Raw genomic sequence first — 12434 nt, forward strand, 5'->3', positions numbered from 1 at the left:
CGAAATCGTTCAAAAAAAAAGAGAGCTTATATTTCTATAAGCTCTCTTCATCCCATTCAATCCGGTGCATGTGCACCTTTGATATATGATTAATCTCGACTCGTCTCTCACTGATTCGCATAAGTTTTCAATTATTTTCTGCAAAGGTACCGCTCACCGGCAAGACGAGCAATACCTAAAAATAATGAAATTTGCTATTCAGACTATAACGAATAAGTAATGATTAAAACAACAGAATAGTTATTCATGTTTCAGCCACGTACTTGGCAATACTTCTTTTTCACCTTTTTCATTCACCAGTTCCATCTGCAATACGCCTCCGTTACAATCGAAGTAACGCACCTCTATCGGATGAAGCCCGGCTTTCAATGCCTTCTGCACAATAATCTCCACCGGCGAATGTGCTCCATCATTATCTCCCAACAATTCACCGTCGAGCATCAATGTGCTACCGTCGTCCGAAAGAAGGGCAAATGTATAGATACCATCGGCAGGAACTTCCAGATAGCCGGTCAACACCAGACCGATATTTCCTTTCACCTCTTCGGGGATAGATACCGATTCCACCACATACTCCCCTTTGACAGGAGCTGCTTCAATATCCGCACAAAGATTACCACGAAAATCGTGCCATACTGCTTTCAAGCCGGACTGCAAAGCAGCCGGAGCAGTCACCGCCTCCGCATAAGGAGCCTTTACATACTTGGTACGCACCACATCCGATGGAGAACCATCCGGACGGAAAGTACGGAAAGCAAAATCGGTAGTCTCCTCCACTTCCAAAGCACCGTCATAAAGAGCTGATTCCTTGGTAGGCATACTTCCATCTGTCGTATAGCGTATTTCAGTGCCGGGCAACGGGCAAGTCAAGTCAACTGCTGTTTCATCAATAAATGCATTCACTTTATAGAATCCCTGCAAATCGGGCACACGATAATTTACCCTCATCACATCCATCCGTTTAAACTGCGGAACAAGCTGACGATAAAACTCTTCGAGACTTGGTTTAGCAGCCGGCTCTGCCCAAGCTATTTCGCTCAATGCAATCATGCGGGGAACAATCAGATATTCAATGCGTTTCATAGTCGGAATCCATTCAGCCCAGAGATTAGCCTGTACACCCCAGATGTATTTCTTCTCTTCCGGTGATAACCGTTCATCCGCACACGGATCATACGCCAGTATTTTCTTTACTGAATTCTGATCCTGCGCATAATCAAAATAGAAATGTTCATTCGGACAAGCAATCACTTTCTGCTTTTGTGCGGTCGCCGTAGGCAACGCGTCTTTCGCCCAACTTCTCCACCATGTAATAGCAGCATCGGAAGATAATCCGTCGGTTACCACTTCATCCCAACCAATAAGTTTCTTTCCGTTGGCAAGGAAGAATTTCTCCATGTCACGTACAAACCATGCCTGAAGCTCTTCTACTGAACCCAGTTTTTCCGTACGAATACGTTTCTGACAGAGAGGACATTTCTTCCAGTTGGCTTTCTCCACTTCATCACCACCCATGTGCACATATTCATAAGGGAAAAGCTCGAAAATTTCTTTGAACACATTCCTACAAAACTCCAGCGTTGTATCTTTACCCGGACAGATAGGAGAAGAGAATGTTTCCCCCCACCCGATTAATCCGTCGCACGCCAATTCCGGATATTGACCGATAGCCGCCAGGAAATGTCCCGGCATATCAATCTCGGGAATGACATCAATTCCTCTTTGTGCAGCATAGGCTACAATTTCTTTGATATCATCGTGAGTATAATAGCCTCCATACAGCGTATCTCCTTCCACAATGCGTATCTTATCTTCCGGAATCAGGAAATCGGTATTATCTTCCTCTTTCGCACGTGCCATACAGGTACGATCCTGCGTATTGAATTTACGCCAGGCCCCTTTTTCCGTAAGCAACGGGTACTTCTCGATCTCTATACGCCAACCTTGGTCGTCGGACAGGTGCCAGTGGAATTTATTGAGTTTATACAAAGACATCAGATCCAGTACATGCTTCACCTCATCTTTATTCCAGAAATGACGGGAAGCATCCAGCATAAATCCACGCCATTCAAAACGGGGGGCATCTTCTATTTGCACGGCAGGAATCGAATAAGTTTGTTTTTCTCCCTGTACTTCTATCGTTGCAGGAAGCAACTGGCGAATAGTAGTAATCGCAGAAATAAAGCCCGAATAGTCAGTTGCCTCTACCCGAACAGACTCCGGTGTAGACTCAAGTTTATAAGAGCCGGGCTTTCCACCGGTATCTTTCAACTGGAAATACATATCTACCTGATTCTGATCGGTAGTGACTTCAACAGAAGACGATATGACATTCCGAAGAATCTCCTGCAGATACCCGACAGCCGGAAACAAGGACTGATCGGAAACTCCAATCTTCATTCCGTCTTTTAAAACAAACGAGCCCGACTGCTCGGTCAGACTAACGGGGGTAGGTAGGATTGCAATCTCTTGCTTGACGGTGGGCGTACAAGAAGAAAAAACACAAGCTGATACAATGAGTAAAGAACTACTTAGTTTTTTGAACATGCGGTTAACTATTTAATAAATGATTTGTCCTGTCTTTAATTGACCATCTATATATAATACAACTAAAACATAGAAACTACTAAAAACCCGGAAAAAGTTTTTTTGCGACTTGACGTCACAGACTCCTATAAATGTTTATCTTTGCTAGCCAATCTCAATCAATTAATTATAAAGAGTCACTTCCAATGTCAAGAGAGAACATCTTAATCAAAACCTCATGGATTAGCACAATTGGCAATGCAATCCTATCCGCATCTAAAATCATCATCGGTTTATGGGCCGGTAGTCTGGCCGTAGTGGGCGACGGTATCGACTCGGCAACCGATGTCGTTATCTCTATCGTTATGATTTTTACGGCACGCCTCATCAACCGTCCTCCTTCAAAGAAATATGTATTCGGTTATGAGAAAGCGGAAGGCATCGCGACAAAGATTCTGTCACTGGTGATATTTTATGCCGGTATGCAAATGTTGATATCTTCCATTCAAAGCATCTTTTCAGATGAAGTGAAAGAGATACCATCGGCTATCGCTATCTATGTGACTATATTCTCTATTGTCGGCAAACTGATGCTGGCTTCGTACCAGTACAAACAGGGAAAGAAAATAGACAGTTCCATGCTGACGGCGAATGCGATAAATATGCGTAATGATGTTGTCATTTCGGCCGGAGTTTTATTAGGGTTGATTTTTACTTTTATATTCAAATTGCCGATACTCGATTCGATAACGGGATTGATAATCAGCCTCTTTATCATCAAGTCGTCCATCGGTATTTTTCTCGACTCGAATGTGGAGCTTATGGATGGCGTGAAGGATGTCAATGTGTATAATAAGATATTTGAAGCTGTCGAGAAAGTGCCGGGAGCAAGTAATCCGCACCGGGTCAGGTCGAGAATGATAGGAAACCGGTATATCATTACGCTCGATATAGAGGTGAATCCGCAGATAACGATTACACAAGCGCATGAGATTGCCGGGGCGGTGGAGAAAAGTATTGAAAGTTCGATAGATAATGTCTATGATATTTTGGTGCATGTGGAACCTGCCGGGGAGTGTCAGACGGATGAGAAATTCGGGGTAGACAAGGATATGGTGTGACACGTGAAAATCTTCGGCAACAAAGAAAGCTATTCCGCTTCTTTTTCTTAACTTTGCGTTCATCGTTCACATTTTAATAAAAATTTGATATGGAAGAAGGAACATTCAGGCGCTATCCTATCGGGATACAGGATTTTGAAGATTTGCGCAATAATAATTACATATATGTTGATAAGACTGCACTGATTTATCAACTCGTCAATACAAATAAGATTTATTTCCTGAGTCGTCCCCGTCGTTTCGGAAAGAGCCTGCTCATCTCTACGCTCGAAGCCTATTTTCTGGGAAAGAAAGAACTTTTCAACGGACTTGACATGGAGCAGTTAGAGAAAGACTGGACAGTGTATCCGGTGCTACATATCGACTTTAGCGGCAGTAAATATATGGAAGCAGAGTCACTTCGCGCATCTATCAATGTTCAGCTGTTACTTTGGGAAAACATCTACGGACGTCAGGAAGGCGAAGACACATTTAGTTTACGTCTGGAAGGTATCATTCGCCGCGCTTATGAGCAAACCGGGCAGCAGGTTGTCGTATTAGTGGACGAATATGATGCCCCGATGCTGGACAGTAACAATAACCATGAGTTGCAGCATGAGATTCGTGGTATCATGCGCGACTTCTTCAGCCCCTTAAAAAAGTCAGGTAAATATCTTCGCTTCCTCTTCCTGACGGGCATCAGCAAATTCAGCCAGATGAGCATTTTCAGCGAACTTAACAATCTTCAGAACGTCAGCATGAGCGACAATTACAGCACTATCTGCGGTATCACCGAACAGGAGCTGCTGACACAGATGAAAATTGATGTCGAACAGATGGCACAAGCCAACGATGAAACGTATGAAGAGGCGTGTGCCCACTTGAAGAAGCAATATGACGGATATCATTTCAGTAAATCCTGTGTGGATGTGTACAATCCTTTCAGCCTGATTAATGCTTTTGCCCAAAAGAGTTATGAGAACTACTGGTTTTCTACCGGTACCCCTACCTTTCTGATAGAACTCCTGCAACAAATGAACTTTGATATCCGTCTGCTCGACCGTATGGACGCCAAGCCGGAAGACTTCGACAAGGCTACGGATTGTCTCACCGACCCAATTCCGGTGCTCTACCAAAGCGGTTATCTCACAATCAAGTCGTACGATGCTTTCTTTCGTACCTATACATTAGGCTACCCGAACGAGGAAGTAAGAATCGGCTTTATCGAGTCGCTCATCCCTTCTTATCTTTACCAACCTACGCGCGAAAGCAACTTTTATGTAGTGTCCTTTGTGCGTGATTTAATGAAAGGAAACCTTGAATCTTGCCTTGAACGCACCCGGTCTTTCTTCGCCTCTATTCCGAACGACCTAAACAACAAAGAGGAAAAACATTATCAAACTATATTCTATCTTCTGTTCCGCTTGATGGGACAATATGTGGATACCGAAGTCAAAAGCGCTGTCGGACGGGCGGACGTGGTTATCAAAATGCAGGATGCTATTTATATACTTGAATTTAAAATGAACGGCACCGCAGAAGAGGCTTTAGCGCAGATTAACAGCAAAGGGTATGCGATTCCTTATGAGGCAGACCACCGGAAAGTGGTGAAGGTCGGCATCAACTTCGACAGTACCACGAGAACGATTGGAGACTGGAAAATCGAAACGGATTAACAGCGTACGCCACTTGCTTGAAGTAGACAAGGATATGATGTGACACATGAAAAAGGCAGCAGTTGCTCTCGTCTGTGAGTAACTGCTGCCTTTTTGCGTGTTCTGTGCTGTCGTAGCCGGGAAATTAGGGTGTATTGCCACAGCTTGCTGTGGTGCGTTTCCCTAACTTGTTGTGGCATGCTCCCCTTGCCTGCTGTGGCATGCTTCCCTAGCCTGCTGCGGCACGTCTCCCCAGCCTACTGCGGCACACATCCCTTTCCGCCGTTCCGGTTTTACGTATTCAATAGGCTGTTGCTTTGATACGCAGCTTGATGGCATTTTCGGCTGTATCCAGTACCAGTTCGCAGTTTTCAGAGGTTACAGAACTACCGGTGACGTCCATTTCCAATGAGGTGATTTTCTCAAGATCGAGTTGGGTTAAGGTGTATCCGTCTCCTTTCACCACCGTGAATCCACCTTCGGGAAAATGGGATGGCCGCATCTTCCATTGAGCCACAAACGTCAGTTTGTCCTTGTCAAGGGTGATTTTCTCTACCGGTGTAGAGTTGTCTTTGTCGTCGCCGCCACAGGCGGTTACCAACGTTGCTGCCACAAGGCAGAGGAAAAAGATTCTTAGTTGTTTCATGCGTCTTTCTGTTTTCTTTAAAAGGGTAAATTATGAAAGGCTGCCGCCTTTTTTGTTTGCCATGAGGGCGGATGCGCTGTCTGCAGCCGGACTGTCCGCCCTCATTCGTGACCTGCTTCTTTATGCAGCCGGGTCGGGGGCTTCACCTCCTCCGGGGATTTCAGGGTCGGGCGCTTCGCCGCCGCCACCGCCGCCACCCGCGTTTTCGTCACCCAGCAGAATCGGGAAACGGTAAGAGCGTGGCGTTTTCAATGCCTTGTTGCTTCCGCTATATTGTGTCGTGATGCTTAGCGCATAGAGCTTTCCGGCTTCTATGGCAGGTAGCATGATGGTGAGTTGTGACGGTGCGTTGTGAACGATGACGGACACTTTCAACGGGACGGCTCCCTCTTCGTCTTTGGTAAGATAGATGCCGACCGAAGGGTCGTCACCGAGGATTTTAATGTTGCTTCCGCTGATAACGGCAGGACCGCCGGAAGTGATGACCTGGCTGATACTCTTCGTCACGGAGTCGGTGATGGAGTTGATGACCGGCCCCGTCTGTGCCAGCCCGTTGCAGATTACTTTTACGGCTTTGAGCTGGTCGCGCAGCAGTTGTCCCGGTGTGTAGGACACGCCGAGCGAGTGCTTCGTGGCGTCAAATTGGGCGTTCTCCCCGAGGAACGAACCGCGTACGGTGACGATGTACTGTCCCACACCGTCTACCACGCTCTTCCCTTCGGCGATGGCTTCCACCTTCTTCTGGTCGGCAAGGTCGAGGATGTTCTCGATGGTCTCCTGCCGGTACTCGGTACGCTCCTTGATGATGCGTGCTGCGATTTCTTTGTTGTGCAGACTGCCTGTGATGCGTGCGCGTCCGGTGTAGTCGCCTTTTTGCTCGGTCATGATGTTGTCGTAAAGGTCAACATTGAGCGTGATTTTTTCGTTTGTTGCCATGATAATGATTGTTTTAAGGAAAGTGAATATCTATTTATTAGTTACGTTCTGTGCTGCTTGTCATTTCGCACGTATCTTGATAGCATTACCGTCCAGATAAAGTTCGAAATAACTGTCATAATATGTCATGCCCCCAGTAGTATTAGTCATCAGATGGAACTTCATAAGATCACTGTCAGTCAAGGTGTAGCTGTCGGTTCCCTTAACAACGGTTTCGGCTCCTGGCCGGACAGTGGAACTACTCAACACGTAATCATATAGATCTAATTTAAAATCAGAATCCGCCGGAAGTTCGTTTTCAACCGTAACGGTGGGGATGGTCACTTGATTGCCATTAATCGCAGCTTGCAGACAGAGGCTCCGTTCACTCATATACGTTCCCTCCTCCCTTGCTTTTATTTTTCCGCCTTTCAGTTGCAGTATTCCTGTAGGGGCAACAAGCACTTCCTGCCCCTTTATGCTTTTGGAGATTTCAGCATCGCCTTCCATAATGAGTGTGGCATTATCACCGACAGAGATACCAATTAGCTGGTCATTATCATTCCCATTGCCGGAATGTAATTCGAAACCGTTACCCAGCGTTAGTTCGCAAGACGCCCTAACAAATATGCAGGCGATATTAGTTGAATAGGTATCAGCATTTCCATAAATGTTGAGGTTGGTCAGCTTCAATGACGCGCCGTTTGTAAGCTCAAAAAGGCTTTTGTCGCTAGCGGTACGGGAAATATTATAATTATCGCCGCTGATAGGATTATTTCCGCCGTCGATAGCAATGTGTTTGCCGTCTATTGAAAAGGCAAAATGCTCTGCATCCGCAGCAACCTCAAAACCTTCACCGAGGATGATTTGTGTTGGTGCATCCGCAGTGCCGTCTGCCGTTTCAATAGCGGTTTTCAGTTCGGCTGCGGTAGTGACAAGCGTCTTGTTGCTGACCGTCACAAGGCAGGTGGCGGACTTTTCGCGTGCGGTGGCGGTGATGGTGGCTGTTCCTTCAGCTACGGCGGTCACCAGTCCGTCTTTACTTACGGTGGCTACGGAAGTTTTGTCACTGCTCCATACTACGGATTCGGCAGTCACCCGGTCGGGGACAATGGTGGGAACCAGCGTTTCGGTCGCTCCCGATTTCAGGGTCAGAGTCTCATGATTGAGGGTGATGCTCTCTACGGGCACGGAGTTGTCGTCATTGTTGTCGTCGCCACAGGCGGTTGCCAACGTTGCTGCCATAAGGCAGAGGAAAAAGATTCTTAGTTGTTTCATACTTCTTTTGTCTTTCTAAAAGGGTGAATAAATCGTGTTCTCTTTTCGGACAAAAGTAATATGCAACAACGAAAAGGTATAGCCAAAATCCTGCAGTGTATAGCCAAAATCCTGCAAATCTTGCAGGATTGCCGGAAATTCCATTGTTCGGAGAAACTTCTACCTATGCATTGATGGAAACAACAGCATTTGATGATAAAAGAGTATCGCCTTCTCCTTTAAAGTACAGACTTTTGTTGGCGGAACTCGGTAGGAGTCATTTTTACCAATTCGCGGAAATTGCGGTTGAAGGTGCGCATTGCCTTGAAGCCCGACGCTCCGGCAATGTCTTCGATTGTGTGGTTCGCGTAGTCCGGAAGCAGGAGCAAGTCCATGGCATGACGGATGCGCAGGCGGAGAAGATAATTTTGCAAGGTCAGTCCTGTGGCACGCCCCACAGCGGCGGAGAGATTACGCTCGTTTGTGCCAAGAGCTTTAATCAGGTCGTCACGCTTGAAGTTGTAGTCGAGGTACGGTTGTTCTTTCTGCAGATAGGCTTCGAGCTCTTCAAACAAGTGGTTGCTATCGCCGGATTGCAGGTAACAGATGAGGTCGCCCATATCGGCTTCGAGCGGTGGTTGGGTCAGTTTCCCATCCTGTTCGACGATAAAACGGCGTAGCATCTCGTAAGTGTAATGATAGTTAGTGTACAGCCATGCAAAAGCAGGATAGAAAACCACGATAAGGAAACTGAAACTAAACTCGGGTATCGGTCCCGGACAGACAAGTAAAACCCATGCGCCAATGCCGACACTCAACGCATAAAGGAAAGCGCGCATCGTCCACCGGAGTTCCAGTTTGGAGATACACTCTCCGGTCAATTCTTTTAAATGCGTGATGTAGTGGCGTTTTTTACGGAAAAAGAGGCGGATGTAAACGAACAGTTGTACGGTATAGGTGACACCGAACAAGGTCCGCACTGCCAACGGGAGATTGTGAACGACACACGCACGCCATTCTGCCAAAGAATATACACAGACGTCCGCTTCAATGCAGCAACTCACCACATACAGCAGAATGAAAACGAGCGAAGGCGCCGCATGCTTCATCACATTGGCAAAAGTGACGTATCTGCTGTCGAACAGCAATATCAACATAAACGTGAACATCAACGCCTGCGAAGAAGCAAGCACCAACACCAATATTGAAAATAAGTCCAACGACCGGTATACGCCGAACCCGTCAACCAGCAACTCCGCCAAATGACCGGCAGCGATAATGAGAGAAGCAGCGATGAAGAAATGGCATGCACGCCTGTATTTGGGATTAATGGCGTGCGCCATCTGCTTGAAGCAGACAAGACCGAAAGATATAGACAGACATATTCCGATAATAATGCCGTTTGTTAGTGTGTGTAAAGCCGGTATATCCATTGCTTAGCATTTATTTTCCCGACAAAGTTAATGAATCTTGACGAGAAACCGACTAGTTACACCCTGTAAAATTCGACAAGTCTGCAAAATCTGTTTAAACCGGTTAATAGCTAATCTTCACTCCGGCAAAGAAACTTCTCGGCAGAGAAGGCCCGTAAATATAGCCCGAATCCCGGTTAGCTCCTCTGTCAAAGTCCTTCTGATAAGACTCAAAGAGGTTCTGAACGCCTCCGTTTAGTTGCAAATCGACTGTTTTGTATAGCTTGAAGTCATAAGCCAGTTTCACTCCCAAATCGAAGAAACGGGGTGTACGGATGGCTTCCGCCTTTCGTTCGGGCATTGCGCCCAGTTCGGCGTTCTCGGCGGTGATATCCATGCGTTGCACTAACATTCTCCCGGTATAAGTTCCTGACAGGGCAATGGATAAAGGTTTGATGGGAGTATAAGTAGCTGTGAAGTAACCGTATGTATCGGGAGTACGGAAAATCTTCTTTTCTGCCGGTGCGTCGTCATGCCATTTATGAGGTTCATCATACCGGCTGCGTTGCAAAGTGAGTCCCGCTTGTATTTGCAGGATGGAAAGATAAGCCACTTTGCCCTCCAGCGTCAAGCCCATTACTTTTGCGCCCGGACCGTTGCTACGCGTTTTTACTAAAATACCGTCGCCACGGTCATAAGGTTCGCCCAACACGAAGACATCTGTCAGTCTTGTATAAAAGCCCTCGATCAAGAAATTCGTCTGGAATACTCCGAAACGGTGATACATATCTGCGGACGCACTGAAACTTTGGGATTTCTCTTCTTTCAAATTCTTCGCACGCTCAATCATTGCCACTGTTCCGCCCACATTTTCAATATGCATATCTTCATCAAAAGCCTGCGGAGCACGGAATCCGGATGAATAGCTCAAACGCAGGTTTATATTCTGTGTCGGGTTGAAACGCAAGTTGGCACGGGGGCTAAAGATGACATTATCTACCATGTTATGCTTATCCAGACGGCCGCCGATCAGAATACCCCAACGGTCGTTCTTCCACTCGTTCTGCAGAAAAGCACTGTAAATATTTACCGTCTGATCCGTGTGACGGTCATATCCCCACATATTATCTTTCAGACGGTCACGGTTATATTCAAGTCCTGCCGTGAGGTCAGAAGGCATAAAAAAACACTTATCAAACGTATGTACATACTGCGCGCCGCCCATAGCGGTTAAATCCGTTGTTTTTCCATAGGCTTTCAGAGGATCGTTACCCGGTCCGTAATAACTGTCCCGATCTGTATTGGCGGCTGACGCAAAGATACTTAGACGGTTCTTTTCATCTGGCGAGAAATAATCGAACTTCAAACTTCCACCATCAATCGAATGTTGCAACTGCTCTGCAATATGGGCTTCGTGAGGAGGACGGTCCAACATATCCCCTCCCCGACGGAATTCCTGCATGTGGTGATATTCGAAGGTTAGTTTGGAGTAAGTGCTTGTTTTCAGATAAGAGCGGAAGCCCACTGTCTGATTCTTCAATTTAGGTAGTTCGGTGAATCCGTCTCCGTCATAATCATATCCGGACCGGTGACGGTTCTGACCGAAGATATACAGTCCGGCACGATGATCGTCCGTCACTAATGAAGCATTCAGGGAGGTATTGTTATCGAATGAGGAGCCGCCCCCTAAAGCAGTAAGGGTGTGCGACAGCTGGCCGGAATTGCGCAAAGGCTCTTTGGTGATTATATTGATGGTTCCTGCAATGGCCGAAGAGCCGAACAAGGCGGAACCTCCCCCACGCATCACTTCTACGCGTTCAATCATGCTGGCGGGAATCTGTTCCAGGCCATACACTCCGGAAAGGGCACTGAATACGGGACGGGAATCTATCAAAATCTGCGTATACGGTCCGTCCAGTCCATTGATGCGGACTTGCTGGAAACCACAATTCTGGCAGTTTGTCTCTACACGTACACCGGGCTGAAAGTTCAGCCCTTGCGATAAAGTGGAAGAGTTAGTCGTTTCAAATAGCTTCAGATCGACGACATTTACCAAAGTAGGAGCCAAACGGCGCGTCGTTTCACTGCGGTTGGCGGAAACCACTACCCCATCCAAAGCAATCGCGTCCTCTTCTATTTCAAAATCCTCTTCCAGTGTCTTTCCTTTTTTCAGAGTCACGTTGCGGGTCACGGTCTTGTAGCCGACCGAGCTAACCTCCAGTATAAAGTTACCTTCCGGCAAATTCTTCAAAAAATAATGTCCGGTAGCGTCGGTCACGGTTCCTATCGTTGTTCCTTTCAGTGCAATGGTGATGTAAGGAAGGTGCTCTTTCGTTTTCTTATCCAGTACATGGCCTATGATGTTCGCATCGGATTTTTTCAGTTCAGGGTAGTCCGGATGTTCAGCCAATGCGTATGACAGGACACAATACAGGCCGGCCAGGACTAAAAGATATTTCTTCATTGTCGTTAGTCTTTTAATGTTTAAAATCAAAAATAATAATAAGGGAAAGGGAAGCAGCGATCATTAATCGTTGTTCCTAACTGATGAATACTGTTCCCGAAAAGATAGACTAAGCGACAGGAGGTGCTCTTAAAGATATGACGCCCGGACAAGAACGGTGATACGGATCAATTTGCGGGCGGATAAACAAGATACATAATAAAGATAAAGCAGCGACTGCGAATGTGGGTATTAATCCACTGTCTGTCACCAATGCATGATTCAACAGGTGAATGAGTTGGAATTCAACCGTCGTATGACTGTGATCGCTGCCTTTTTTAAAGGGATGCGAATGGACAATCGTTACCCCGTTTACTACATGGGAGTGAGTAAACAAAGTGATTCCTGCCATGTACGAGATAAACAGTACAGGCAAAAACCACTTCATTATATGTAGGTACAATTGTTTCATCCGGTAAT

The 12434-nt window shown here is 46.4% G+C and carries 9 protein-coding genes; 2 read left to right on the forward strand and 7 right to left on the reverse strand.

What is annotated here, in order from left to right; genetic code table 11:
* Positions 1–240 precede the first annotated feature (240 nt).
* Positions 241–2547 (reverse strand): family 20 glycosylhydrolase, encoded by a 2307-nt coding sequence (locus tag DW173_RS18615; RefSeq protein ID WP_087318812.1) that lies wholly within the window; start codon positions 2545–2547, stop codon positions 241–243.
* A 185-nt stretch (positions 2548–2732) separates the two neighbouring features.
* Between DW173_RS18615 and DW173_RS18620 the strand changes: the two genes are divergently transcribed.
* Both DW173_RS18620 and DW173_RS18625 read left to right on the forward strand, forming a co-directional pair.
* Positions 2733–3647, forward strand: coding sequence for a cation diffusion facilitator family transporter (locus DW173_RS18620; RefSeq protein WP_008022898.1), 915 nt, complete (start codon positions 2733–2735; stop codon positions 3645–3647).
* Positions 3648–3736: 89 nt separating this feature from the next.
* Entirely contained in the window at positions 3737–5302 is a 1566-nt protein-coding gene (locus DW173_RS18625) for an ATP-binding protein (RefSeq protein ID WP_120070636.1), read from the forward strand.
* 280 nt (positions 5303–5582) lie between these two features.
* On the opposite strand, the gene DW173_RS18630 is transcribed toward DW173_RS18625, so the two are convergent.
* The 6 genes from DW173_RS18630 to DW173_RS18655 all read right to left on the reverse strand — a co-directional run bounded on the left by DW173_RS18630 (position 5583) and on the right by DW173_RS18655 (position 12426).
* On the reverse strand, positions 5583–5927 hold the full coding sequence (locus DW173_RS18630) for a hypothetical protein (RefSeq protein ID WP_004312540.1): 345 nt from the start codon (positions 5925–5927) through the stop codon (positions 5583–5585).
* Positions 5928–6047: 120 nt separating this feature from the next.
* Entirely contained in the window at positions 6048–6863 is an 816-nt protein-coding gene (locus tag DW173_RS18635; RefSeq protein ID WP_004312541.1) for a DNA-binding domain-containing protein, read from the reverse strand.
* Positions 6864–6923: 60 nt separating this feature from the next.
* A complete protein-coding gene (locus DW173_RS18640) occupies positions 6924–8120 on the reverse strand; it encodes an Ig-like domain-containing protein (protein ID WP_120144978.1) in 1197 nt (398 codons plus the stop codon).
* Positions 8121–8338: 218 nt separating this feature from the next.
* Complete coding sequence (locus tag DW173_RS18645; RefSeq protein WP_120144979.1) at positions 8339–9532, reverse strand: AraC family transcriptional regulator; 1194 nt, start codon at positions 9530–9532, stop codon at positions 8339–8341.
* Between the two features lie 103 nt (positions 9533–9635).
* Entirely contained in the window at positions 9636–11975 is a 2340-nt protein-coding gene (locus DW173_RS18650) for a TonB-dependent receptor (protein ID WP_004312544.1), read from the reverse strand.
* A gap of 109 nt (positions 11976–12084) precedes the next feature.
* Complete coding sequence (locus tag DW173_RS18655) at positions 12085–12426, reverse strand: hypothetical protein (protein WP_120144980.1); 342 nt, start codon at positions 12424–12426, stop codon at positions 12085–12087.
* Positions 12427–12434: the final 8 nt, after the last annotated feature.

It is taken from the genome of Bacteroides sp. AM16-13 (genome assembly GCF_003602705.1).
GTDB classification, from domain to species: Bacteria; Bacteroidota; Bacteroidia; order Bacteroidales; family Bacteroidaceae; genus Bacteroides; species Bacteroides xylanisolvens.